This is a genomic window from Shouchella lonarensis (assembly GCF_900096965.1).
GTDB lineage: Bacteria > Bacillota > Bacilli > Bacillales > Bacillaceae_D > Shouchella > Shouchella lonarensis.
Map to the genome: position 1 here is coordinate 97,787 of NZ_FMYM01000010.1, position 26,537 is coordinate 124,323.

The window sequence follows — 26,537 nt, forward strand, 5'->3', positions numbered from 1 at the left end:
ACTACAAAAAGCGCCATATGTGCCTTTTCTCCGCTTCTACTTTACAGGGGGAGAAAGGCGCAATGCCGCGCTTCATGCACCGACACGCCCCGCGTAGTCGATGATTCTTCTCCTCATAGTCCGATCATTTACGGTGACCGGGTAGAAACGTTCGAGCCTTATTCTCGAGATTATATGAGGTACGATATACTTTTCTTTACAACTTCAGTGTACGCGACGACATCCAAGTTGTCAATACATAAACGAACATTTTATTCATGTATCAATATAATGTTCGTTTTTAGTGCCTCAATCCTCCTCTACACATTCCCGACTTTCTATGCATATACTAAAAAGACATCTGCCTACATAGGGAGGAAGAACGATGACTTTACAACATTGGACAAAGCGACTTTACTTGTTTATCGTCTTTATTTTCGGATGGGGGAGTGCCGCCGTCTCTATTGCGACTGAGAATGTCATTGATCCGTACCTTGCACTCATTTGCGGGATGAGCCCCTTATGTGCGGCGCTTATTACCTACATGAGCCAAAATCCTTCCTCTTTTCTTGCACGAATTCATTTCACCTTCCCCCATACTTATTGGTGGCTCGGAATACTTTTACTACCCATCTCTTTTTTTGCTGTGCTTTATGCCTCATATGAATTAACCATTCCTTCAATCGTATGGAATCCTTTCTTCTTAACTGGCGTTCTCCTCATCGTCCTTTGCCATGAGATAGGGTGGCGTGGCTTCTTACATTGTGCCGCACCTCCTCATCATTTTTGGCGTACCTCTTTCCTTGTTGGATTTGCGAGCAGTTGCTGGCACATCCCAATTTGGCTCATCTTCTTTTCAGTTAGTAACGAAACATTGCTCATCATTGCTTGCTACTTGATGCTTACAGCAGCACCACTTTCCTTTGTCACCATCGTGAGTCGCTCCATCGTTATGACAACCATCTTACAAACAGGGCTCTTTCTCATTATGTTCGTAGCCATTACTTCAACGACCATGACATTCATTATGTTTTCACTCCTACTCATTTTAAATGGGATTGTGATGCTTTTACACAACAAGTAGATGAAATAGCTTGACATCAAGCTATTCCGAGACTATCATTGTGAAAACAATGGAGGGGATACGATATGGTCTATGATCCACACGAGCAAACACTCACGACCGAGAGACTCTTTTTAAGGTTATTTCAACGATCTGACGCAGAGACGGTTGCTGAACTTTGCAACAATGAAAATATTTATCAGAACACAATGACACTTCCTTATCCGTACACGATTGATGATGCACTCATATGGATTGGACGTCATCATGACAACTTCGAGGCAGAAAAATCCTATGAATTTGCGATCACAGACAAGAAAAGTGGACAACTATATGGCGCCATCGCGCTCTCTCACCAAAAAAAGCACCAACATGGTGAACTGTCCTATTGGATTGGAGAGCCATACTGGAGTAATGGCTACGCGACAGAAGCTGCGCAAGCAATAATCCTATTTGCCTTCAACGAAAAAGCGTACCATAAAGTATTTGCGCGTCACTTTGCCTCCAATCCGACCTCAGGAAAAGTCATGCAAAAGTTAGGAATGAAGCAAGAAGGGCATCTCGTTGATCATGTAAAAAAAGACGACCGCTATGAAAGCCTGATTTATTATGGCATCATCAATCCAGCATTTCGTACTAGTTAAAGAGTCTTCCCATTCGTTGAACCATTTGCTATACTAGGTACATTTATATGAGAGGAGAAATCGCTATGTTTACACACCAACTTAATGATGACACATCACTAAAATTACTTACGCTACAAGATGCACCTGCGCTATTTTCACTAGTAGACAACTCCCGGGAACATTTACGACCATGGATGCCATGGTGCGATGCGACAAAAGAAGTCTCTGATTCTGAAAAATTTATTCAAGCAACAATGACAAAATTTGCAAACCATAACGGCTTTGAAGCTGGAATTTGGTATCGCGGTGAGATCGCCGGCGTCATCGGCTTCCATTACGTTGATTGGCATAACAGAAAAACATCTATTGGTTACTGGCTCGGGGAATCGTTTACCGGCAAAGGACTAGTGACCCTTGCCTCGAAAGCACTCATCAATCATGCTTTTGACACATACGATTTAACGCGGATAAACTTATGCGCTGCCGTTGAAAACAAAGCGAGCCAAGCGGTTGCCGCGCGACTTGGCTTTACAAAAGAGGGTGTCACTCGGCGGGCGCTGCGAGTGGGAGATGTGTTTCAAGATTGTGTGGAGTATGGATTGTTGAAAGAGGAATGGACAAACCGCACATAAAGAACGAGATCTTCCAGCGCCAACTAAGTTGGGGGATCTTTTTCATCTGCACAAAAAGCACCATAACCAACGTTAGGAGCGATAAAATGAATACACTAAAATGGTTTCTAAGCTACATTAGTACATTATTAACATTAACAGTTATTACTACAATGATTGATCTCTTTTCCGGGAGTATGCGACCGAGCCTATCAGATCCCTCCAATCTTCAATATTACTTTTTCGTTTCGGTCATTTTAAGTACAATGGCCGCATTCCTGCCTTTTCTAAGCGTAATCGGTACACTTATTGGTGAAATGGTCTTCCGGTGGCTACCAGATAAAACATTATCTATAGGAAACGCCATGATCTTTTTATTCATAGGTATATTATTCCCATTACAAATAAGCACTATAATGGATAACCTCTGGACACTTCTAACTTTCACATCAGATGGCTGGCTTGGCATTGCAATATGGGTCGCAGGAGGATGTATCATCGCGCTTATCTTGACGAAAATTCCTTTTCAGAAATCACTACCTATCATGTTCCTATTTATTCTTCCCGTTGCTATTGTACTGATAAAAACCCGCTTTCAACTATGGGATTCATGGGTAATTAGTATCTGTTTCTCTATGTTCATTGGCACGGCGCTCTTCAATTTAATTAAATCACAGGGAAAAAACCCATTACCACTCTCATTGGTGGCGATCATCGCTGGGCTCATTACACTATTCTCTTCATTTGGAGCAGACTTTGTCCATATTGGGATACTAATCTTTATTTGCTTCTCCTCAATCTTATTCTACTTGTTTAGAACATGGTTCGAGAAAGTGCTAGAGGGAAAAAGCTCCATTGCACTCGATATTTTCAAGCGTAGAAAAACGTCCTAAATATTTATAAAAGTCCATTCACTCATGCCCTCAAGCAAACTGCGCGAGGGCTGTTTTCAACCCTTTATTCTTCCTCCCTCACCCCCTCAAACACAACTCGTTGCCGCAACCACACTGGATCCTTCTCACCTTTCTTTTTCACAAAAACAGGCTCTTCCTTCCGGCGTACTGGCTTATAGCCCGCTTGCCTCATCCTTTCAAGACAGTCACTAACTGTTTCATGTTCTTCTACTTCAAACGTTTGCTTTCTCGATTTCATTATCCACACCCTCTCCTATATTTAGTTTAGCATATATGCACGTTCAGTTCCTGATACGCCCTACTGGATAAACGACACATTTTTTCATAAATGCTTCATTCGTCTAACACTTGTCCACTCGTTTACACATATCCTATTTTATTGATAGAAATAGGAGGTGAATAGTGATGATGAAAAAAATCTTCTGTAGTCTCTTATTACTCATTTCAACCGTTGGATCCGCTTCCTATGCTCACGGTCCTGGTGAACACCTTACAGATGACCATGAAAGTGCTGTACCTCATGTAAATCCCGGACATCTTGAAGGTAACCTCGATGGCCTAAATCACACTGAGAAAGATGTGCCAGCTGATGAATACGTGCCACAGTTTCTCAACCAATTGATCCTTATCGAAACAAGTGGTGCTTACGATCAACAAGAAGCCAACAATATGGTCAATAGACTTCAACAAATTGATGAGCAACTTCTCTACGCACTCTATATTCGCAATATCCGTATTAAACTCATTAATTTCCCCATTACGCATTTACCAGAATACGCTCATTTACGTGGCATAGTCCCACGAGGCTGGGAGGGAACTGGATACACGTGGGATCATGTCCCAGGCATTGGCGGTAATCCAGCAGTTGCGCGGATTGGTTATAGTGACTACGGCAATATGCACACTTCAATTAACCTGGAATTACACGAAGTCGCGCATGCCATTGACATCTATGTATTCGGTTATATTAGTTACTCTACACTTTTCCGCCAAATTCATGCTTATGAACGATTCTCATTCTCGAATAGCTCTTACTATGCTTACCCAGAAGAATATTTTGCGGAAACTTTCGCTTACTATTATCGTAGCCCCCAATCACGGCAAACATTGTACAACCGTGCACCATACACGTACTGGTTCATTCAAACTTTAACTTCACGCCTCTACTAATTAACTGACTCGTTCACACAAAAAGGGACAGCCTCTCATCGCTGTCCCTTTTCACTATACGTATTTCATCTCATCCAATTACTTATGAAACACGCGACCTCGTTCATCAATATAGCGATGTTCAATCACCGTCCGCTCAAACGTCTTACCACTTTTCGTCTTTCCTTTCACATTCATCGTCAACGTTTGAGAGGTGTTGCGTTTTAATGGTGCTACATCACCTGCCGCTCCCCCCATTTTCATATTGGTTGCAACCAGCTCATCATTCACATATAACGTATAACTCGTTTCGTCTTCGTTGACCACATCTTTAGATTGAGACATGCTCACCATGCCATTTGTTCCAGCAATCTCAATATTAGGAGAGATCCCTCCTTCAATTGTTGTGATGGCAAGAAAGCCTGTATCCGTTTGTTCGTCTTCGCTATGCATCGCAATAGACCATTCGCCTTCTACCGGTTCATCCACTGCAAATACATGCGTATAAGCACCTTCAAAGACACTACCTTCTGTTTCTTCATACACATCGCTTACCGACACATTGACACCTGACGGAGAAATTAACGTTGCTTCCTTTAACTCTTCACTCGCTAAAAGAGACAGTGTCATTTTTGATACTTCATCTTCAACAAAAAATTGTGCTGTCCCTTCTGCTAGAAACTCCCCGCCACGCATAATGTTAGCGCTTTCATATTCTTCCTCAACAAATGATCCTGACTGAACATGCCCACGTAACTGTTCACGGATGTATGGGAAAATGAGGTAACCTGTTTTCATACCATAATGATCCCATGCACGAGAAGCAATTTCTTGAGAGTATGGCAAACGTGAACTTTGAACCGTTACAGCACCATCATTCGGACCAAAAGAAGATAAATATAAACCACCAAAAAACAACTCTGAACCAAACGAACCCCACGATGTCCCTGACAACGTATACACTGGAATGTCACTATTGCGGGCAAGTGGATCGGTTTGGGCTCGGAAATGCGCCATATCTCCCGTTCGAAGCGATGCGGTTGCTTCATTGCGCTGCCCAATGATCGCCGCTAACCAACCTGCCCAACTGCTGAAAGCGAGATCTGCTAACGGACTACCATAATGTGGGCTACCTAGCGTAATGATCTTCTCTACATAAGGTGTTGCACCATAGTGTAACAAAGCTGATTGCATATCAACGCCGCCTTTACTATAGCCAACAACAACGATTTTCTCACCAAAATAGCGATGCATTTCTGCTAACTTGCGGCTTAATAATTCCCCATTCGTCCACATAGAACGATCAGGATGTAAATTAATAAATGCTGTAGGGTGCCCAGCTGCATAGGCTTGGTCATACATGTCATTTTGTTGAAACCAAGTTGATGATGATCCACCTAAACCATGCACAAACAACACAGGCGCTTTTGTCTCTCCTGAAGGCGTTGCACCAACAAACCAAGTTCCTACTGGCACGCTTGGATCTGGGAAAAACTTCCCTTGGATACTAGGCATTGCCTCCACACGTGCAGAAGGCACCAAGAGCAACCAAACACAACAAAAAAGAAGCACCAATTTTAAACCTTTCAAATCATCAGCCTCCTAAGTATCAAACTATTTCTATAGTAAGCGCTTACATTATCTTCTGTCAAGGGTTTTCGTGTAAAATTCATGTGAAGATGAGATTGCTTAAATCAATATCATTCCTGAATGATTTCTTACTGCTCCAATGATATACTAATAAAAAATGAGCGATCAAGCACCCCACCGAAACAGAAAGGTTAGATATCCATGCAAAGTAACCCTCAAACATTAATTGTCGTCTCCGTTGCCGCGGAAAAAGAAGCGATATTAGCCGGGCTTGGCAGAGACGACACATTCGATGTCATCATTGGCGGTGTCGGTATTGCCCAAGCTGCTGCACATACGGCAAAGAAACTGCGCGAAAAGACATATGACCGCGTCATCAATATGGGCATTGCCGGTGGATTTGAAAATAAAGCACCAGTTGGATCGATCGTTGTCGCAACAAAGATCATTTCCCCGGAAATAGGCGCAGAAGCACCTGATCATTTCCTCACAATCGACGAACTTGGCTTTGGTACGCATATATTTTCTTCACCTAAAGAAGAAATGACGCGAATTAGCGCCACGCTCTCCAAGACGAACAGCGTGACAACGGGCGCAATTATTAGTGTCATGACGGCAACAGGGACACAAGAAACAGCACAAGCACGATTACAAGCCATTCCTCATGTTGTTGCAGAAGCAATGGAAGGATACGGTGTGGCCACCGCCGCAGCGTTATTTCATTGTCCTGTCTTTGAAATACGCGCCATCTCTAATGTTGTTGGCATCCGTGACCTCTCGACATGGCGTTTTAAAGAAGCATTTGCTGCACTGACAAAAGCAGCAACCGCCTTAAAGGAGTTGTATGAACGATGAACATCGCTTTTTCCCCTTGTCCAAACGATACCTTCATTTTTTATGCATGGGTACATGGAAAAATCACTGGTGTTTGCCCACCCGAAGTGACATATGCCGACATTGAACAGACGAATGATTGGGCCGTCAATCAAATGGGTCCCGACATCTTAAAAATTTCCTATGCCACATTGCCATCGGTGTTAGAACATTATCAACTCATTCCTTGCGGTGGTGCACTAGGACGCGGCTGCGGCCCCCTCATCTTAACAAAGTCGAAGCAATCAGCCGCGTCGCTCAAGCAGCAAACCATTGCCGTGCCAAGTGAACGTTCTACTGCCTACTTATTGTTTCGGCTTTGGGCAAAAAAACATCTCGGCCATGAGTTAGGACGTATTGTCGTCATGCCGTTTACAGACATTATGCCCGCCATCGAGGCTGGCATTGTGGATGCTGGGCTCGTCATCCACGAAGCGCGCTTTATTTATCACACGTACGGCCTACATTTATTACAAGACCTTGGCTTGTGGTGGGAAGAAGAAACCGGGCAACCGATCCCGCTTGGCGCCATTATTGCGAAACGTCACCTTGACCGCGATCTTATCATTCGTACAATCACTGAATCTGTTCGTTATGCATGGGCCCAACCGCAAGAGACAATGCCATATGTCCTCAAACACGCCGAAACACTGACGAGTGATGTGGCAAGTGCGCACATCGAGTTGTATGTCAATCACTTTACCGAGCAGCTTGGCGAAGATGGATACGAAGCAATTGAAACATTGCTCGGACGTGCTGCTGCGGCCGGGCTTGTGCCCGCCTTCAATCCCGCTCAACTACGGTCATAACAAACACACCCGCTCACATCATTGTGAGCGGGCAAGTGGCGCAAGTATTATTGCTTCGTATAAGCGATAATTGCATCACGTAACAATACCGCACCATTTGGTACCATGTCATTATAATACGCAGCAAACCGTTCATCAGCGACATACATCTCAGCTAACCCGGCATGCGCCTCTTTCGTGTAGTCTTTCCACGTATACATGAGCCACGCGCGATGTGCTTCGGCAAGTGCCAACTTCGCACGCTCGTCATCTGAAGTCTCACTTACTTTTTTCAACAACTCCTGCACCCGCACCGCTTCGGCTTGCATTCCTTCATAGTCCGCCCGTGACATCTGCAACATTTTCTCATTGGCAGCATCTACGACGTCATCACCATACTTATCACGCACTTCCTTAGCATACGTTTCTTCATTGACAGCCACAAGCTTTTCTTTAAACGCTGTAAATTTTTGCTCATCTTGCATTGTTTCTCCTCCTTCCTTACTTTTTATCGTTTGCTCAACCGTTTCAATTAAGCGATTCAAGCGATCGCGCTCTTGCCGCAAGTTTTTCTCATGCGCACAAAGTGCGGCGACTTCATCAAACTGTGGATCGGTTAAAATGGCACGAATCGTCTCTAAGCTCACATCAAGCTCACGATAAAACAAAATGTGTTGCAGCAAATCAACTTGTTTTTGCTCATAAAAGCGATAGCCAGCGTCATTGATATAAGCTGGTGGTAGTAACCCAATTTCATCGTAATATCGCAACGTCCGCGTACTCACCCCTGCTAATTGCGCCAGCTGTTTAATTGAATAAGCCATTTTTCACCTCCCACTACTGTTATCCTATACTTTGACGTAACGTCAAGGTCAATACTTTTTTAAATTTATTTTTTAAGATGTTGACCTTTTCTATGATGACGCATACGACCGGTGATGAACGGACAAGCTATTTCCGACTACAGAAAGAACCCGAGGTGATGCACATGTCTCATGTCTTATCCGTCAGTACATACGATCCGCCTTATGTTTTCGAGCAATCCGATACAGCGGCATTAGCAAAACAATTATTTGCTGATCACTTTCCCGATATTGATCGCCTTTTAAATGTGTTTGCGAATGGTGAAATTAAACAACGACATTTTTCTGTTCCCTTCACATGGTTTAAAGAGGATCATTCCCTGCAAGAGCGCAACGATTTATATATTAAACAAGCAACGGCGTATGGGCGTGAAGTCGTGACCCGCTGCCTTTCTCATCCTGCCCACTTAAACCGAACGATTGAACCACGTGAAATTGATGCGATGATTTGTGTTTCTAGTACGGGCATGTCTACGCCGTCACTCGACGCCCGCATCATGAATCAATTACCCTTCTCACCACATACAAAACGGATCCCTTTGTGGGGACTCGGCTGTGCCGGTGGGGCGAGCGGACTAAGTCGGGCCTACGAATATACAACGGCGTTTCCAAAGTCAGCTGTGTTGCTTGTTTGTATAGAATTATGCGGATTAACCTTTCAAAAACAAGACCCGTCCAAAAGCAACTTAATTGGCACATCTTTATTTGCCGATGGCGTTGCCTGTGCCCTTATTTGCGGCAAGGAATCGCCCTTAAAAAACGCGGCCACGGAAACCACTTTACCAACCATCCAGGCAACCCAGTCAACACTCATGCCTGACTCTGAAGAGGTAATGGGCTGGGATGTGAAAGACAGTGGACTACACGTTGTCTTTGCTAGAAGCATTCCTCATATTGTAGAGAGTTGGCTCAAAGATAATGTGGAAAACTTTTTAGCTGCCTCTGAAAAGACGGTCGATGATGTGGATCATTTCATCGCTCATCCTGGTGGCAAGAAAGTCATTACTGCGTACGAAAAAGCACTTGGTTTTTCAAGTGAGATGACCGCCACTGCCCGCCACGTTTTGCAGCATTATGGAAACATGTCGTCACCAACCGTGTTATACGTCTTAAAACGTTGCTTAGAGATGCCGCACCAAGTTGGCGAGTCAGGGCTTGTCGCCGCACTCGGGCCAGGGTTTTGTTCGGAATTATTATTACTGGAATGGATGGGGGATTAATGATGACCATTGCCTACATGATTATTGGACTTCTCATCGCACAACGCCTCGTAGAAGTGCTCGTTGCCAAACGAAATGAACGATGGCTAAAAGCACATGGCGGTATTGAAATTGGTGCGCGCCACTACCCATTCATCGTTGGTTTGCACGCCCTCTTTTTTGTAAGCTTAATAGCTGAAGTACGCTTTACGGACGTATCTTGGCAGGCATGGACGTTCATCCCCCTCGTCATTCTCGTCGGTGCACAAGTGATTCGTATTTGGGCGCTTTCGTCTCTCGGGAAATTTTGGAACACAAAAATTATTGTCCTTCCCGGGGCAAAGGCGGTCACAAAAGGACCTTATCGTTTCATTCGTCATCCAAACTATGTCGTTGTCATATTAGAAATTGCTTGTATTCCGTTGTTATTTCAAGCTTACATGACCGCAATCACCTTTTCTCTTGCAAATGGGGTGATCCTTTACATTCGCATTCGGAGTGAGGAACAAGCGTTACTTACTGAATCAGCTAATTACGCAACAAAATTCCAAGGGAAAAAAAGATTTTGGTTTTTTTAATAAAAAGGGTTGCTTATATCTGAAAGCATCGTGTACAATGTAAAAAAGCTTGACATTTTATAAACAGGAGGTGAGACCGATGCAAAAAAACAACATTCAAACAACTACTTCACAATCACATAGACGAGCGGTCTCACTGCAAATTATTTGTGTTCTATAACAACTTTGCACAACAGGCCGCATGTTACTTGCGCCGCACATACATAACCGTTTATTCAGACGTTGTGGCTCCGTCGCAACGTCTTTTTTGTGTTTGTATGTAAGAAAACAAAGAGAAAAATGAACAAAAACCCTTACAGAGAGAAGTGAAAACAATTGTTAAGAGTATTAAAACAACTATCTTGGTTTTTCAAAGAACATAAGAAACGCTATATACTGGCGATATCGATTTTGATTTTTGCTGGCTTTATAGTGCTTATCCCGCCCCAACTGACTGGCTATGCGATTGATCAGTTCCAACAAGGGGCATTAACAGGTACACGAGCAACATTACTTGCCGTTTCCCTACTCATACTTTCACTCACTATTTATGGACTTGACTTCGCCTGGGCGCATCGTATGTTTGGGGGCAGCCTTTTACTCGGACGAACACTGCGTTCCCGCCTGATGCGTCACTTATTTCGGCTAGACATCCCCTTTTTTGAACAACAAAAAACGGGTGATTTGCTTGCGCGTGGCACAAATGATATGAAAGCGATCTCGATGACAGCAGGGTTTGGGATTTTTACCCTTGTCGATTCAACTGTTTGGATGCTAACTCTTTTAATTGCGATGGCATGGCTCATTGATTGGAAACTGACGTTAGCAGCTGTTTTGCCACTCCCAATTGTGGCCATCTCGGTAGCCTACCTCGGAAAACTCATTCACGTCCGATTCACAAAAGCACAAGGTGCTTTTGGCGACTTAAATAACCGCGTACTAGAGTCTGTTTCTGGCATGAGAGTGATTCGCGCTTTCCGGGGTGAACGACGAGACGAAACCCAGTTTAAAGCTGACAGCACCGACGTGTACAATTATTACTTACAAGTAGCTCGCATTGAATCTTTTTTCGCACCGGTTGTCAGTTTTGCTGTTGGTTTAAGTTACGTTATTTCTCTTGGATATGGTGCTTACCTCGTTTTTCATCAGCAACTCACGCTCGGTCAAATTGTCACGTTTAATTTATATTTGGGGATGTTAATTTGGCCAATGTTCGCACTTGGAGAGCTCATTAACGTCATGCAACAAGGTGGCGCTTCTTACAATCGGGTTCGGGAAACGCTGGCCGCAAAAAAAGCCGTTCACACGCCAGAAAATGCCTTATCACTTGGCGGACACGCACCGATTGTTTTTGACAATGTTTCTTTCTCCTACCCTGAAACAAAAGAATACCAACTAAAACACCTTTCTTTCACCATTCACCAAGGCGAAACGATTGGGATTGTTGGTAAAACAGGGAGTGGGAAATCTACACTCATTAAACAATTGCTAAAATTTTATCCGTATGGAGAAGGAACAATGACCATTGCTGGTACGCCTTTATCCGATGTCCATCAGCAAGATATTCGCGCCCTTATTGGCTATGTCCCACAAGATCACGTGCTATTTTCGCAAACAGTTCGGGAAAATATCTTATTTGCGGCTAAAGAGGCCAATGAGTCTGATCTACAACGGGCCATCGAAACGTCATCTTTCAAACAAGACCTGGCATTTTTACCGAAAGGATTGGACACGAAGGTTGGTGAAAATGGTGTGTCCCTCTCCGGTGGACAAAAGCAACGCATTTCCATTGCTCGGGCACTCATTAATGACCCCGACATTCTCATTCTCGATGACTCGTTGTCCGCTGTCGACGCCAAAACGGAAGCGGCCATTACACGCAGTATCCAACAAGAACGGGCCGGAAAAACAACCATCATTACGACACACCGAATTTCTGCCATTACCCATGCCGATCACATTATTGTGCTTGATAACGGACAAATGATCGCTCACGGCACACACGAAGCACTTATGGCTGAAAATGGCTGGTATGCTGAACAAGCGCGCCACCAAGCAGTCGAGTAATCGACCGCGAAAGGAGGAAACCAAAAATGAGTACAGAAAAACGATTATTATCCTACGCTTTAAAATGTAAAGGCACCATTATTTTTGCGCTAGTGATGCTTTCCATTGCCGTTGCCGCCGAGCTCACAGGACCATTCATAGCGAAGAAAATTATTGATGACCATATATCCGGCATTGAACAACCATGGTACGAAACAGATAAAGGGGAACATGCTGTCGCTTACAACGGAACCTACTATACACGGGCAGCCTACCTCGATCCAGCAGATCATACAAATAGTCCTGTCCAAATTATGCAAATTGGGACGCGGTTTTTCTTTACAGACCAGCCGTTACCAACAGAAGGTGAACGCTCGTTTGAAAATGGCACGCTACGGATTGAAAATGTAGATGGTCTACATGAATCACCTGCTATCCAATTATCAACCACTGATGTCGTCGCCTTTTATGAGCCAGAAATCGGTCCAATTATGACCTTAATTCTATGGTTCCTTGGCATCATCGTTGTCGCTTCTTTTTTCAAATACGGGCAAAACTACTATTTACGTAAGGCAGCGAACTTAATTATTTTACGGATGCGAAATGATGTTTTTGCGCACCTCTCACGTGTACCGGTCCGGTTTTTTGATCATCAACCGGCTGGAAAGATTGTTGCCCGAATTACAAACGATACCGAGGCAATTAGACAACTGTACACGACCGTGCTGGCAACCTTTTTCTCCAGTACCATTTATATTTTCGGCATTTACATCGCCCTGTTTCTCCTTGATGTCCGTCTAGCACTCATCACGCTTGCGCTGTTGCCAATCTTATTCATCTGGTTCAAACTGTACCGCAAATATGCGAGTAAATTCAATCGCGCCATTCGGGCCAAAAACGCCGACATTAATGCAAATATGAATGAATCCATTCATAACATGAATATTATTCAAGCGTTTAATCAAGAGCAGGCACGCATGTCGGTGTTTGAAAAAGACAATCTCGCACACTATCATCTGCAAAAGAAATTACTGACATTAAACACGTTGACTGCCTTCAGTCTCTCGGATTTGTTAAAAAACATCGTTTTCGTTGCACTGATCTGGTATATAAGCGGCGGCACCGGGGGGCTGCTTACCCTCGGAGTGTTATACGCTTTTGTTGACTACATTAATCGTTTATTTGCGCCGGTCTCACAAATGGTCATGCAACTGACAACATTAGAAGAAGCGCGCGCCTCAGGCACACGCGTATTTGAATTAATGGATGAGACAGGTACCGACGTTGATGATGAGACCATTTCACGTCCAAAAGGACTTGTGACTTTCGACGATGTCTCTTTCTCTTATGACGAAGAAGAGTATGTGTTAAAAAACTTAACTTTCACTGTCCAACCTGGTGAGACAGTCGCTCTTGTCGGACATACTGGTAGCGGCAAAAGTTCCATTATGAACCTATTATTCCGTTTCTATGATCCCCAGTCAGGAACGATTAACATTGACAGCGTCAATACAAAAACGATTTCACCGCAAGCGCTGCGGGCCCATATGGGCATCGTTTTACAAGAGCCGTATTTATTTTCTGGCACGATTGCTTCCAACATTGCTTATGGAAAACCAGACGCAACGCGGGAAGAAATTGAAACAGCGCTTCGTCTCGTTGGTGGAGAGAATGTTTTTCCTAATATGAAAGACGAACTAGATAGTGTTGTCACCGAAAAAGGGAGTACACTCTCCAGCGGCCAACGGCAAATTATTAGCTTTGCCCGTGCCTTACTTGCCGATCCAGCAATTCTAGTGCTAGATGAAGCAACATCAAGCATTGACACGGAAACAGAACGTTTGATTCAAACCGGGATTACATCATTAAAGCACAACCGGACGACGTTTGTGATCGCCCATCGCCTATCTACTATTCAAGATGCCAATCAAATTATTGTCCTCGATAAAGGACAAATCATTGAACACGGCACGCATGAATCGTTGCTACGTGCGGGCGGGACGTATGCCCATATGTATGAACTGCAACAAGGGCAAGCAGGCTAACCAAAAATAAAAACCATGCGCGTCACCTAAACAAGGGAACGCGCATGGTTTCATTTTGCTAGTACAACCGGCAGCTTGTGTAACCCACGGATGACCAAACTTTTCCGCCATGATAATGCCTCTTGGTCAACCGCCAGTTGCATATTTGGGAACCGCTCTAATAACATTGTCAGAGCGATCTCGCCTTCGAGTCGAGCAAGGGGCGCACCAAGACAGTAATGAATACCCGATCCAAATGCTAAGTGTGGACTTTTCTCCCGCGTCAAATCAAGTGTATCTGGTGTCGTTATCCTCTTCTCATCATGAGCTGCCGAAGCGAGCGAGGCAATGACCATATCCCCTTTTTCAATTTGCTGCCCGATAAATGTAAACGATTCTTTTGCCCACCTCTCAGTGCTAAATTCAACCGGACCATTATAGCGTAACAGCTCTTCTAAGGCGGCTGGCACACGCGCCGGGTCTTGTTGTAACCTTTCCCATTCTTTCCGGTGCGTTAATAATGCATGTACACTATTACCGATTAAATTGACCGTCGTTTCATGTCCAGCAACAATGAGTAACATGATGACACCAATAAGTTCCTCTGTTGACAAGCGATCACCTTCTTCTTCTGCACGAATGAGTTCAGAAACCATATCCTCGCGCGGATTGTCACGTCTATGTGTAATAAGCGCAACTAAATATTCACGAAACTCCTCCAACAACGCCATCATCTTTTGCTCACCTGATGTATCTTCTGCAAGATCAACAAGTGCATGTGACCACACTTGAAAGCGATCACGGTCAGCAGCAGGCACACCGAGCAATTCACAAATCACAATGATAGGTAATGGAAAAGCATACGCCTCAATTAAATCAACTTCCTGCTTACCTTCCATCTGATCAGCCAACTCCCTGGCAATCACTTCAATCCATGGGCGTAAGTTCGCAATCGCACGTGGGGTGAATGCTTTTTGCACGAGCATCCGTAAGCGCCGATGATCTGGAGGATCGACAAATAGCATACTATTTCCCATTAATACGGTCCCGTATTCATCGGCATTATCAAAAACAGCATGCGCATTTTTGCTAAAACGCTCTTCTTTCAATACTTTCTCCACTGCCTCATACGTATACGCCATCCATACTTCGTCACCATAAGGCAACTTTGTCTTCGCAAAACTTGTTTCTGCTCTTACCTCTTTATAGCGGGCATACGGACATTGATGAAAACGATCTGAAAACAATTCAATCATCGTCTTATTGGCCACGAAATCCCTCTTTTCAACTTCATATTATCTATCAAACGCTTATCATCCATATTCGAGAAAATGAGGAGAGATCCTTTTTTGTTCCGCATTTGTTTACGATATACTCTTTACACGGGGCAAGGTTTATCGTAAGCTATTGAAAGAGGGGGTGAGTCTAAATGACACACGATGAATTTCGCGCACTGTTACGCGAATTTAAACAGGAATTCAAACAAGAGCTGAAGCAGGAATTGCAGCAAGAATTGAAACAGGAATTGAGTCAGGAATTGAAACAGGCAATGGATACGCAATCTAAAAAAATCATGGTTTCATTCAAACAAGAAATAAAGAAAGAAATGGATGTCCATTCCAAACAAGTCATGGTCGCCTTTCAAGAAATGCAAGCGCACACGGACAAGCGATTCGAACACATGGAAAAACGGACAGATGAACGCTTTGATCGTGTCGAGAACGATATAAAAGCGCTCAAAAATGATCTGCAAACATTTAAAATTCATGTCAATACCCGCTGTGATCATACTGAACAAGATATCCAACATTTAAAAGCTGACGCGTGGGAAACAAAGAAACACGCCGAATTCGCTAGAGAAAAAATTATTGATCATGACGAGCAGATCTTCATCTTACGTAAACAAGCCACCAACCTCGTTTAGCCTCTCACTTATTTAATCCCATTTAACAAAAAAAAGCAGCGCCGCCTGCTTGAAAGCAGACGCCGCTGTCACGTATTTTATGCCATCACTTTACACATATCGCGTGTAAACTCAACTGGATCCTCTAACGGTAAACCTTCCATCAACAATGCTTGGCTGTACAGTAAGTTTGTATAGAGGGCTAACTTATCTTCACCTTCTTCAAACGCTTTTTGTAACGCCGCGAATACTTCATGGTTCGGGTTTAATTCCAACACTTTTTCGGCCTTCACTTGCTGGTTTTCTGGCATCGCTTGCGCTTGCAACACTTTTTCCATCTCAATCGTGATCTCACCTTCTGCTGCTAAGAAAACCGGGTGTGTTTTTAACCGCTTCGATGCACGTACGTCCTTCACTTTACCTGCAAGGAATTCTTTCATCTTCGCAAATAGTTCGCTGTGATCGTCGTTATCTGTTTGCGCTTCCTTCTCATCCTCATCAATCTTTAAGTCCGCACTAGAAACAGAGGCAAACTCTTTTTCTTCGTATGAGCGTAGCGTCTTAATCGCAAATTCGTCTACATCTTCGGTGAAGTAAAGAATTTCATAGCCTTTGTCTGCGACCATTTCTGTTTGTGGCAACTTCTCAATTCGCTCGTACGATTCACCTGTCGCATAATAAATTTGCTTCTGGTCTTCTTTCATACGCGACACATAGTCCGCAAGTGAAACGAGCTTCTTCTCCGTTGAAGAGTAGAACAAGAGCAAGTCTTGCAAGTCCTCTTTATTCGCACCGAAATCGCTATACACACCGAACTTTAGCTGGCGCCCAAAAGATTTATAGAACGTCTCGTATTTTTCACGATCTTTTTTCAACATCGTCTTCAACTGGCTCTTAATTTTTGCCTTAATGTTTTTCGCAATCAGCTTTAACTGACGATCATGTTGCAACATCTCACGGGAAATGTTTAACGACAAGTCTTCGGAATCAACCATGCCTTTCACAAAGCTGAAGTAGTCTGGGAGGAGATCACCGCACTTCTCCATAATTAAGACACCATTTGCATACAGCTGAAGTCCTTTTTCATATTCTTTCGTGTAAAAATCAAACGGCGTGTTTTCCGGAATGAATAAAATGGCATTATAACGAACCGCCCCATCCACACTGACATGCACATGTGTCAATGGTTGATCAAAACCATATCGCTGATCTTGATAAAATTGTGTATAATCATCATCCGTTAACTCACTTTTATTTTTACGCCAAATTGGCACCATGCTATTAATCGTTTGTTCTTCCGTGTACTCCGTGTAACCTTCTTCGTCCCCTTCTTTCGGCTTGCTCATCGTAACATCCATTTTAATTGGGTAGCGAATGAAGTCGGAGTATTTTTTAATAATCGCTTTTAAGCGGTACTCTTCAAGGAACTCATCGTAGGATTCTTCCTCTGTATTTTCTTTCAGTTTCAATGTTACAATCGTTCCAACTGTATCTTTTTCTGTCGGCGCAATCGTATAACCGTCCGTACCGTTTGAATGCCATTTGTACGCTTCTTCACTGTCGACAGAGCGACTAATGACCGTCACTTCATCGGCAACCATAAAGGCCGCATAAAAACCAACACCAAATTGACCGATAATATCGTGGCCATCTTTTAACTCATTTTCTTTCTTAAATGCCAATGAACCACTTTTTGCAATCGTGCCCAGGTTTTCTTCCAACTCCGCTTTCGTCATGCCGATCCCAGTATCTTCAATCACAAGTTCGCGGTTTTCTTTGTCGGCTCGAATATAAACCGCATAATGATCTTGATCAAATTCAAGTGCCTCATCCGTTAGTGAGCGATAATACATTTTGTCAATCGCATCACTTGCATTTGAAATGAGTTCCCGCAGGAAAATCTCCTTTTGGGTGTAAATGGAGTTAACCATCATTTCTAGTAGTCTCTTTGATTCTGCTTGAAACTGTTTCTTTTCCATCAATAAAACGCTCCCCTCAATCTTGTTCATTACAATTAGCACTCTAACATCGAGAGTGCTAATTGAACCTATCTATATTGTACTAAATTTTACAGACGCGTCAATGGGTTCCTTTAAAAATGATTGATATTCACATTTCTACATGCTGACTAAGAAACGCCCATACGTTTTCATGATACGCATCCGGGGCAGCAAACATCGATCCGACATGATTGGCACCAGGCACAACCCATAACTCTGCCCGTCCATTGGCAGCTTCATACAGCTCTTTAGCCATTTCTGTTGGTACTAACACATCTTGATCACCATGAATGAGAAAGAGAGGCGGGGTGTCTTTTTCGACTTGGGCAATCGTTGACGCTTCACCAAATGTGTATCCCGCACGGAAATACGTCATCATACTACTCAAATCAAGCAACGGGAAGCGGGGGACATGAAATAGTTCTTGCATTTGATGTGCCAATTCTTCTTTTACAGATGTGTACGCACTATCAGCAATGACTGCTTTTACTTGGTCAGGTAAATCTTCACCGGCGGTCATGAGTGCTGTTGCCGCCCCCATTGACTGGCCATGTATGACAATTTGCGCTGCTCCCTTTTCGGCAATTAGCTGCTGAATCCATGTTGACTGGTCCAAACGTTCATGCCAACCGAAACCAACGTAATCGCCTTCACTCTGTCCATGTCCTCGCGCATCCGGCAAAAAGACATCATACCCTTGTTCCAAATACATTTGCGCAAGCAGGCCCATCTCCTCCCGGTCGCCACGGTACCCATGTAACAATACAGCCACTTTCCCAGTATCGACTTCATTTTGCAAGTAACTTGCCCGCAAGACTAAACCGTCAAAAGACTGTTGCTCCATTTCTTCCGTGGGCTGGTTGCGTAGCCACTGTCTACCTTGTTCAAACATCGCTAGCATTTCCTCAAATGTTTTTCGTGCTTCAACCTCATCATCATCGTCTGGAGAATCCATATCACCTGCATACACTTGTACGTGCTTTGCATCACGAGCAACCGCCATGTTATACATATACCAACTTGCTGTAAACAAGGCTGCTAGCACCAGTGTAAACGTAATTGCGATCACCCACAGCAGGATTTTTGTCCGTCGTTTCATCTTTCAACTCCTTTTATCTCGTTCTTTCTTCAGTAGTTTGAACCATTCTATCCTTATCATTCTTGACTTTGCTACAAACAACCACACTGGCTCATACAACGTATTTTTTTCGCCAAACAAACCCGTACGATAAGATTTGCACAACGGATAAACTAAGGACAATGAAAATAGGGTATGCAGGAATGATGGTTTCAACAAAAGGATATATGAACAACAACACAACTAGAAATGGGATTGCGATATACATGCTCAGATAAGCAGCACGACACGCCGCCGTGGTGATCTTTTGTTCTCGTTCGTCTGTCTCATAAAATTCCGGCGGCAATAATAGAATGGCCTTTAACGAGACACCCATTTGCCGCTTCATTCGCGTCAACACAAATGATATTACGACCGCATACAACAAAAATAACATACAAGGCACGCCGTTGATTGTCACTTCCCAATGATCAGGTTGTAGACGAATCACTTCTGCTAACTGTTGAGCCACTTCGTAGAAAGTAGCAAATGTCCATCCTGCAAGTATTACCGTCACAATATGAAACGTGATCATCATCCACCATTTCATCTTATTCATCCTCTCTCAATATAAATACCTCTTCCACTGACAAGCCAAATTGACGTGCAATTCTTATTGCAAGAACCAAGGACGGTGAATAGCTACCTTTTTCTAGCGCAACAATTGTCTGTCTTGTCACATGTACTGCCACTGCCAATTCCTCTTGCGTCATCCGCTTTTCTGCTCGCAATAAACGTACGTGATTTTCAATCACTACCAACACCTTCTTCAACATCATAATCCATGGCTACATTGTAAATCATACCATACATTATGTAAAGTTAAGTATTCATTTTATAAAGAAAAAAAAGTGCTGCCCCAATGGAGAGGCACCACTTATTTATTCCCTTCTTTTTTACGATGCTTTTGGCAATACTAACGTATCACCTGGGTAAATTAAATCTGGGTTTTTAATGTCTGGATTAAGCGCATGAAGTGTTGTCCAAAGCACATTGTACTTCATCCCAATCGCAAACAACGTGTCTCCAGATTGAACGACATACGTACCTGCCGGTGCTTCTTTCTTATCTTCTTTGTCTTTCTCTAAACCCTTCTTGTCATCCGCTTCTTGCTTGTCTACTGCCTCTTCCGTCATCGCCGCAACTTTGCTACGCTCTTCCACTTTTGGAGAAATCTCACCTTTTTCTTGCAAGTAAGCAATCAGCAATTCATCAAGTGCATTGTACTGACTCACAATCTTTGCATCAACGAGCATGTCATACTCATCGCCACCAGCACCGATAAAGTCATTTGTTGCTAACACATATTTTTTCGCTAAATCAAGCGGTTTACCGGCGATCTCAACGTTGTGAACACGCTCACCCGGTTTTTGCTCAGGATCAAATTGGAATGTCATGCCACTTACATGTGGGAATCCACCACTTGGCTCTGGATAACCTTTCACGCCATTCTCTAGCGCAGCTACAAGTTGTTCTCCCGTTACTTCTTTTGTTATACCAAAGTTACCGAATGGTGAAACAGACACAAGGTCACCTTTTGTAATTTCACCTGCAGCAACGGACGCACGTAATCCGCCACCGTTTGTTAAGGCAATATCTGCACCGGTTGTCTCACGCAGTACATCCGCAACCCAGTTTCCAAGGTTAGTTTCTTTCACACGCACGGATTCACGCTCACCATCTAATTCAACCGCAGTTTTACCAACCACTTCAGATAAGATCTCTGCTTGCGCACTTTCAATCTCATCTAATAACGCAGCCATGTCTTTATCTGGCTCGACTTTCTCGCCTTCTTCACGCGGAATTAAGCGTGCGCTCTTCTCAATCAATTTCTTGTCATCAAACTTTAATTCAACAACACCAAGGTTTTGTACATACTCACCAGCACTTGCAATGAGCGTGTCGTTGTCGGCTTGCATACCTTCTTTTAGCTCTGAATGACTATGACCATCAATGATGACGTCAATGCCTTCAACGTCGGACGCGACTTTCTCACTCGTGTAAGTGCTTGAACCATCTATCCCGAGGTGAGCAACAGCAATAATGACGTCTGCGCCTTTATCTTGTAACAGCGTCACCATCTCTGCTGCTGTTTCAGACGGATCTGCAAATGTGACATCTTTTACGTTGTTTGGGTTCGTTTTAAATGCTGTTTCTGGTGTCGCTAAACCGAATATACCAATCGTTATACCGTTTACATCTTTGACCGTATATGGGTCAAGCAGTGCGTCACCTGTTTTATCGTGCACATTGGCACCTAATATTGGGAAGTCCGCTTCCTCTTTTAATTCAAGTAAGCGATCCATGCCGTAGTTGAAATCGTGATTTCCAGCGACCATCGCATCGTATTCCAGTGCATTTAACGCTTTCATAACTGGCGTACCACGCTCAAGCGTTGCAAAAGTTGTGCCATGAAGCGTATCTCCAGCATCTAGCAACAGGGAGTGCTCGTCCCGTTGTTCCTTTAACAACGTTGCTAGTTTTGCAAAACCGAAACCGTCAAACTCTCCTTCAAACGCGCGACCGTGCATATCATTCGTGTGGAAAATGGTCACCGTCGTCTCTTCAGCCTGTGCAACGTTCGGTACTGCAAACATAGCTAAAAGACACACTAAGGCGCCGACTTGTTTCTTCTTCATTTATAATCACTCCTATGTTCATCATGATGACTAGCATACAACTTTAGTGTAAACGCTTTATAACATTTTTGCAAATCATTTTTAAATATACCTTTATTTACCTTTACAAAGCCACCTCTACACTTGGCATGCATTTTGCATCTAATTTCATGACTCGATTTTTGAAGGAGGCATTTTCATGACAACATCTTACAAACATGAACCATTTACTGACTTTACAGTAGAAGAAAATAAGCAAGCATTACTTGCCGCAGTAAAAGAAGTGGAATCAACCCTCGGTGGTCATTACCCACTTATCATTAATGGAGAGCGCATCGATACAGATAAAAAAATCTCTTCTTATAATCCAGCAAACAAAGCTGAATTAATCGGAACGACTGGTAAGGCAACGCAAGATCATGCTGAACAAGCGATCGAAGCTGCTAGCACCGCGTTTGAATCTTGGCGCAAAGTCGATCCGAAAGAACGCGCGAACATTTTATTCCGTGCAGCCGCGATCATTCGTCGCCGCAAACACGAATTTTCGGCAATGCTCGTAAAAGAAGCCGGGAAGCCGTGGAAAGAAGCGGATGCAGATACAGCAGAAGGAATCGACTTCCTCGAGTATTATGCCCGTCAAATGATTGAACTTGCGGACGGCAAACCAGTCCATAGCCGTGAAGGTGAATTTAATCGCTACATCTATACTCCGACAGGCGTGACGGTCGTTATCTCACCATGGAACTTCGCGTTTGCGATCATGGCCGGAACAACAGTTGCACCGATTGTAACTGGAAACACGGTTGTCTTAAAACCAGCGAGCACCACACCAGTTGTCGCGGCTAAGTTTGTAGAAGTGCTTGAAGAAGCTGGCCTACCGAAAGGCGTTGTCAACTTCGTCCCTGGTAGCGGTAGTGAGGTTGGTGACTTCTTAGTTGATCATCCAAAAACAGCGCTAATCACATTCACTGGTTCTCGTGACGTCGGGACACGCATTTACGAACGGGCAGCGATTGTCCAACGTGAGCAAAACCACTTGAAGCGTGTCATCGTTGAAATGGGTGGCAAAGACACAGTTGTTGTTGATAATGAAGCAGATCTTGAACTTGCGGCGGAATCGATTGTCATTTCAGCTTTCGGTTTCTCTGGACAAAAATGTTCAGCTGGCTCACGTGCAGTCATTCATGCAGATGTGTATGATGAAGTCGTTGAAAAAGTTATTGAGAAAACAAATGCCTTGACAATGGGCAACCCAGCCGAAGCAGACAATCACTATATGGGACCAGTCATTGACCAAGCCGCGTTTGATAAAATCACAAGCTACATCGAGACTGGCAAACAAGAAGGCCGCCTCGTTGCTGGTGGAGACAGTGATAATGCCACGGGCTTCTTTATCCGGCCAACCGTATTCGCTGATGTTGATCCAACAGCACGAATTATGCAAGAAGAAATCTTTGGGCCAGTGCTCGCGATTAGTAAAGCGGCAAGCTATGACGAAGCGCTCGAGATTGCTAACAATACCGAGTATGGCTTAACAGGTGCAGTGATTACAAAGAACCGGGCGAAAATCGAGCAAGCAAAACAAGATTTCCACGTCGGTAACTTGTATTTCAACCGTAACTGTACAGGGGCAATTGTTGGCTATCACCCATTTGGTGGCTTCAAGATGTCTGGTACAGACTCTAAAGCGGGTGGCCCTGACTACCTTGTTTTACACATGCAAGCAAAAACAGTCTCTGAAATGTACTAGTCCCGTGAGGCCAGAAGGTCAGAAATATGATTACAAAATAGACACGCTCATGAAGATTGAGCGTGTCTATTTGTTTAGACATTATTGTCTAATTATACATATGTGTTCAATCAATGTCGATCAATTTCAAGCGCTATATGCTGTCACTCTAAATCCCATTGTTTTATTTTGTTATACAATGTCGCGCGGGAGATGCCGAGTAGTTTTGCGGCGGCTGTTTTATTGCCGAATGTTGTTTGCAATGCTTCAGCAATTCGGCTCTTCTCATCTACTACAGGCGCCGGCTGTGGTGTCGAGTGTAATTGTCGTTGAAACGTTTCTGGCAAATCATGCAGGCGCACCGGTTCATCGGTGTCCCCATTTAAAATAACAACTCGCTCTAATAAATTACGCAACTGCCGAACATTCCCTTCCCATTTTTGTTTCGACAATGTGTACATAACTTCCGGGTCTAGGCGCGGCAATTCTTTATCGTACTTTAAGGCGAACTCTTTTAAAATACACTGGATTAGCGCTGGCATGTCTTCGAGTCGCTCCCTGAGCGGCGGGATATGAATCGAAATGACGTGCAAGCGGTAATAAAGGTCTTCACGAAAACGCCCTTCCTGAATCATTTTCTCAAGTGACCTATTTGTCGCAGCAATAATGCGCACATCAAGCGGCACCGCTTCGTTACCGCCAACAGGGTAATACGCGCGTTCTTGCAAGACTCGTAGCAACTTCACTTGCAGCTCAAGCGGCATTTCGCCAATCTCATCTAAAAATAACGTTCCTCCTTTAGCCGCAGCAAACTTCCCTTGTTTGCCACCTTTCACTGCACCAGTAAACGCACCTTGCACATAACCAAACAACTCACTCTCAAATAATGCCGTCGGAATCGCCCCGCAGTTGATGGCGACAAACGGCGCTTCCTTGCGCGGACTTGCTTGATGAATGCCTTCTGCAAATAGTTCTTTCCCAACGCCACTTTCACCGGTAATTAACACGTTCGCATCGGTCTTGGCAACTTTTGTCGCAAGTGTAATCGCTTGTTGTAATTTTTCACTATGACCAATCACCCGTGAAAAAGGATGCTCGCCAAGATCTGCTTGTGATAAATCATGCAAAGAAGCAGCAGCATGTGACAGTTCATCATTCAAACGGACCACATCGGTAATGTCACGCTCAATCGACATCCCACCAATACACTGATCTCCAATAAAAACCGGGACAGTGCTAACAATCACATGCACATCCGGCTTCGGCTGATTATACGCATGACGTACCGGCTTTTTATCACGCATGACCGTCTGTAACATGAGTGCTTCTTGGTCAAAAAAGTGGTCTAGCGGCTTCCCTTCCACTTCGGCACGCTGCAACTGATAAAGTGACGCCATTTTTTCGTTCAATGCCAGCACATGTCCATGCTCGTCCACAACCGTCACGGCATCATCCATCGTTGCTAGCAATGTTTCATAAAATGTCTCGTATTGCCCGAGCATCGTAGACAATGCTTGAATGAGGTTTTCTGGCGACACATGTCCAGTCACTTCACCTAACTCATTTTCTACATAGATATGAGTTGGGAAAGAAGGCTCACATCCGAGTTCCACAAGGAATGTATCGCCTGACCGTCTAACCGCTCCCGGCGGTACATCACCTGTATAAGGCACCGCAATCTCCTTTAAGCGTACCTTCATCTTATTCCTCCTATACACTTTTAGACACTTTTGTATTCATATATGTATATTTTATACAAGGATGATCAAAAAAGCGAGCATTGTGCACCGACTTCATTTGGCACGCTGATTGCATAGAGAAAAGAAAATCATTCTTATCTTGTTATTTTTTAGGGGGAATTACCGATGGTGTTAGAAAAACCACTCCGCTCATTCTTTATGTTTTTAGCTAAAAATAAAATGTTAAATAAAGCCGCCAAAAAATGGGGCTTAAAGTTTGGCGCCGCTCAAGTTGTCGCTGGACAAACAATTGATGCAGCGATGAACAATGTCCTCAAGTTGAATGAACAAGGCCTCCATTGCACGCTAGATCACCTCGGTGAATTTGTCTTTGATAAAGAAGAAGCACTTGCGTCAACAGAGGCGTGCATTCATGTCCTTCGAGCGATCCACGAATCACAAGCAAAGTGCAACTTATCTTTAAAAATGACCCAACTTGGGCTCGACATTGACGAAGCATTTTGCATTGATAATATGCGCCGTATTTGCGCGGTTGCGAAGCAATATAATATTTTTGTGCGCATTGATATGGAAGACTATAGCCATTGCGTCCAAACGTTAAATATTTTAACCATTCTTCGGGAAGAATTTGATAACGTCGGCACCGTCATTCAAGCGTATTTACACCGTGCGGAAGACGACGTGAAAAACTTAAAAGGAATTCCGCTTCGCCTCGTTAAAGGCGCCTATAAAGAATCCGACGAGGTCGCATTCCAAGACAAAGCGGTCATTGATGATAACTATATGAACATCATTCGTATTCATTTAGACAATGGTAGTTACACTGCAATCGCGAGTCACGACCACAATATTATTGAAAAAGTGAAGGCCTATGCGGAAGAAAACAATATTCCACGCACCCAGTTTGAGTTTCAAATGCTCTACGGCTTCCGCACATCCTTACAAAAAGAACTTGTTGCTGAAGGATACAAAGTGCGCGTGTATGTGCCATTTGGTACGGACTGGTTCGGTTATTTCATGCGCCGTCTTGCTGAGCGACCGCAAAATATTGGCTTTGCTTTGAGAGGATTTTTCTCGAAGTGATGTAGGAAAAGGGGCTGTCCCAAAAGCCCCTGAAAAACAAACTCACTGATTGACGTTTTTGACGTCTGATCAGTGAGTTTTTTGTTTTTATTGTCCAGAAGTGTC

At 43.8% G+C, this 26,537-nt stretch carries 24 protein-coding genes and 1 riboswitch; of the genes, 14 read left to right on the forward strand and 10 right to left on the reverse strand.

Annotation, left to right across the window (positions count from 1 at the left end; translation table 11 throughout):
- Positions 1-96 precede the first annotated feature (96 nt).
- A riboswitch (purine riboswitch) is annotated at positions 97-198 on the reverse strand.
- Between the two features lie 166 nt (positions 199-364).
- The 4 genes from BLT29_RS11055 to BLT29_RS11070 all read left to right on the forward strand — a co-directional run bounded on the left by BLT29_RS11055 (position 365) and on the right by BLT29_RS11070 (position 3,172).
- Positions 365-1,063 (forward strand): hypothetical protein, encoded by a 699-nt coding sequence (locus BLT29_RS11055; RefSeq protein ID WP_090776386.1) that lies wholly within the window; start codon positions 365-367, stop codon positions 1,061-1,063.
- Positions 1,064-1,128: 65 nt separating this feature from the next.
- Complete coding sequence (locus tag BLT29_RS11060; RefSeq protein WP_090776387.1) at positions 1,129-1,686, forward strand: GNAT family N-acetyltransferase; 558 nt, start codon at positions 1,129-1,131, stop codon at positions 1,684-1,686.
- A gap of 65 nt (positions 1,687-1,751) precedes the next feature.
- Entirely contained in the window at positions 1,752-2,300 is a 549-nt protein-coding gene (locus BLT29_RS11065) for a GNAT family N-acetyltransferase (RefSeq protein WP_090776388.1), read from the forward strand.
- An 86-nt stretch (positions 2,301-2,386) separates the two neighbouring features.
- Positions 2,387-3,172: a hypothetical protein gene (locus BLT29_RS11070; RefSeq protein WP_090776389.1), complete on the forward strand. Its 786-nt coding sequence runs from the start codon at positions 2,387-2,389 to the stop codon at positions 3,170-3,172.
- Between the two features lie 64 nt (positions 3,173-3,236).
- Here the strand turns inward: BLT29_RS11070 and BLT29_RS11075 are convergent, their stop codons facing one another.
- Entirely contained in the window at positions 3,237-3,431 is a 195-nt protein-coding gene (locus BLT29_RS11075; protein ID WP_090776390.1) for an NETI motif-containing protein, read from the reverse strand.
- Between the two features lie 167 nt (positions 3,432-3,598).
- Between BLT29_RS11075 and BLT29_RS11080 the strand changes: the two genes are divergently transcribed.
- Entirely contained in the window at positions 3,599-4,363 is a 765-nt protein-coding gene (locus BLT29_RS11080; protein ID WP_245701241.1) for an anthrax toxin lethal factor-related metalloendopeptidase, read from the forward strand.
- Positions 4,364-4,441: 78 nt separating this feature from the next.
- On the opposite strand, the gene BLT29_RS11085 is transcribed toward BLT29_RS11080, so the two are convergent.
- A complete protein-coding gene (locus BLT29_RS11085; RefSeq protein ID WP_090776391.1) occupies positions 4,442-5,932 on the reverse strand; it encodes an esterase/lipase family protein in 1,491 nt (496 codons plus the stop codon).
- A gap of 201 nt (positions 5,933-6,133) precedes the next feature.
- Here BLT29_RS11085 and BLT29_RS11090 point away from each other — a divergent pair, with 201 nt between their 5' ends.
- Positions 6,134-6,787, forward strand: a complete 654-nt coding sequence (locus BLT29_RS11090; protein ID WP_090776392.1) for a futalosine hydrolase — start codon at positions 6,134-6,136, stop codon at positions 6,785-6,787.
- Positions 6,784-7,614, forward strand: coding sequence for a menaquinone biosynthesis family protein (locus BLT29_RS11095; protein ID WP_090776393.1), 831 nt, complete (start codon positions 6,784-6,786; stop codon positions 7,612-7,614). The genes BLT29_RS11090 and BLT29_RS11095 overlap by 4 nt, the downstream gene beginning before the upstream one ends.
- Before the next feature lie 47 nt (positions 7,615-7,661).
- On the opposite strand, the gene BLT29_RS11100 is transcribed toward BLT29_RS11095, so the two are convergent.
- Positions 7,662-8,417 (reverse strand): MerR family transcriptional regulator, encoded by a 756-nt coding sequence (locus tag BLT29_RS11100; RefSeq protein WP_090776394.1) that lies wholly within the window; start codon positions 8,415-8,417, stop codon positions 7,662-7,664.
- A 164-nt stretch (positions 8,418-8,581) separates the two neighbouring features.
- On the opposite strand from BLT29_RS11100, the gene BLT29_RS11105 reads away from it, so the two are divergent.
- The 4 genes from BLT29_RS11105 to BLT29_RS11120 all read left to right on the forward strand — a co-directional run bounded on the left by BLT29_RS11105 (position 8,582) and on the right by BLT29_RS11120 (position 14,303).
- Positions 8,582-9,676, forward strand: coding sequence for a type III polyketide synthase (locus BLT29_RS11105; RefSeq protein ID WP_090776413.1), 1,095 nt, complete (start codon positions 8,582-8,584; stop codon positions 9,674-9,676).
- 2 nt (positions 9,677-9,678) lie between these two features.
- Positions 9,679-10,233, forward strand: coding sequence for an isoprenylcysteine carboxyl methyltransferase family protein (locus BLT29_RS11110; RefSeq protein ID WP_090776395.1), 555 nt, complete (start codon positions 9,679-9,681; stop codon positions 10,231-10,233).
- 315 nt (positions 10,234-10,548) lie between these two features.
- Entirely contained in the window at positions 10,549-12,279 is a 1,731-nt protein-coding gene (locus BLT29_RS11115) for an ABC transporter ATP-binding protein (protein WP_090776396.1), read from the forward strand.
- A 26-nt stretch (positions 12,280-12,305) separates the two neighbouring features.
- Positions 12,306-14,303 (forward strand): ABC transporter ATP-binding protein, encoded by a 1,998-nt coding sequence (locus tag BLT29_RS11120; RefSeq protein WP_090776397.1) that lies wholly within the window; start codon positions 12,306-12,308, stop codon positions 14,301-14,303.
- A 50-nt stretch (positions 14,304-14,353) separates the two neighbouring features.
- On the opposite strand, the gene BLT29_RS11125 is transcribed toward BLT29_RS11120, so the two are convergent.
- Positions 14,354-15,553: a cytochrome P450 family protein gene (locus BLT29_RS11125; protein ID WP_245701243.1), complete on the reverse strand. Its 1,200-nt coding sequence runs from the start codon at positions 15,551-15,553 to the stop codon at positions 14,354-14,356.
- 158 nt (positions 15,554-15,711) lie between these two features.
- On the opposite strand from BLT29_RS11125, the gene BLT29_RS11130 reads away from it, so the two are divergent.
- A complete protein-coding gene (locus BLT29_RS11130; RefSeq protein WP_090776398.1) occupies positions 15,712-16,206 on the forward strand; it encodes a twin-arginine translocase TatA/TatE family subunit in 495 nt (164 codons plus the stop codon).
- A gap of 77 nt (positions 16,207-16,283) precedes the next feature.
- On the opposite strand, the gene htpG is transcribed toward BLT29_RS11130, so the two are convergent.
- From htpG to BLT29_RS11155, 5 genes are all read right to left on the reverse strand, one after another.
- Positions 16,284-18,164, reverse strand: a complete 1,881-nt coding sequence (gene htpG, locus BLT29_RS11135) for a molecular chaperone HtpG (RefSeq protein ID WP_090776399.1) — start codon at positions 18,162-18,164, stop codon at positions 16,284-16,286.
- Positions 18,165-18,294: 130 nt separating this feature from the next.
- Positions 18,295-19,284 (reverse strand): alpha/beta hydrolase, encoded by a 990-nt coding sequence (locus BLT29_RS11140; protein WP_090776400.1) that lies wholly within the window; start codon positions 19,282-19,284, stop codon positions 18,295-18,297.
- 91 nt (positions 19,285-19,375) lie between these two features.
- Positions 19,376-19,852, reverse strand: coding sequence for a hypothetical protein (locus BLT29_RS11145; protein WP_090776401.1), 477 nt, complete (start codon positions 19,850-19,852; stop codon positions 19,376-19,378).
- A gap of 1 nt (position 19,853) precedes the next feature.
- On the reverse strand, positions 19,854-20,057 hold the full coding sequence (locus BLT29_RS11150) for a helix-turn-helix transcriptional regulator (protein ID WP_218124005.1): 204 nt from the start codon (positions 20,055-20,057) through the stop codon (positions 19,854-19,856).
- A gap of 141 nt (positions 20,058-20,198) precedes the next feature.
- On the reverse strand, positions 20,199-21,941 hold the full coding sequence (locus BLT29_RS11155; RefSeq protein ID WP_090776402.1) for a 5'-nucleotidase C-terminal domain-containing protein: 1,743 nt from the start codon (positions 21,939-21,941) through the stop codon (positions 20,199-20,201).
- Between the two features lie 178 nt (positions 21,942-22,119).
- Between BLT29_RS11155 and pruA the strand changes: the two genes are divergently transcribed.
- Positions 22,120-23,670, forward strand: coding sequence for an L-glutamate gamma-semialdehyde dehydrogenase (gene pruA, locus BLT29_RS11160; protein WP_090776403.1), 1,551 nt, complete (start codon positions 22,120-22,122; stop codon positions 23,668-23,670).
- A gap of 143 nt (positions 23,671-23,813) precedes the next feature.
- Here pruA and BLT29_RS11165 read toward each other — a convergent pair whose 3' ends face one another.
- A complete protein-coding gene (locus BLT29_RS11165; protein WP_090776404.1) occupies positions 23,814-25,349 on the reverse strand; it encodes a sigma-54 interaction domain-containing protein in 1,536 nt (511 codons plus the stop codon).
- A 165-nt stretch (positions 25,350-25,514) separates the two neighbouring features.
- Between BLT29_RS11165 and BLT29_RS11170 the strand changes: the two genes are divergently transcribed.
- Positions 25,515-26,432: a proline dehydrogenase family protein gene (locus BLT29_RS11170; RefSeq protein WP_437182645.1), complete on the forward strand. Its 918-nt coding sequence runs from the start codon at positions 25,515-25,517 to the stop codon at positions 26,430-26,432.
- Positions 26,433-26,537: the final 105 nt, after the last annotated feature.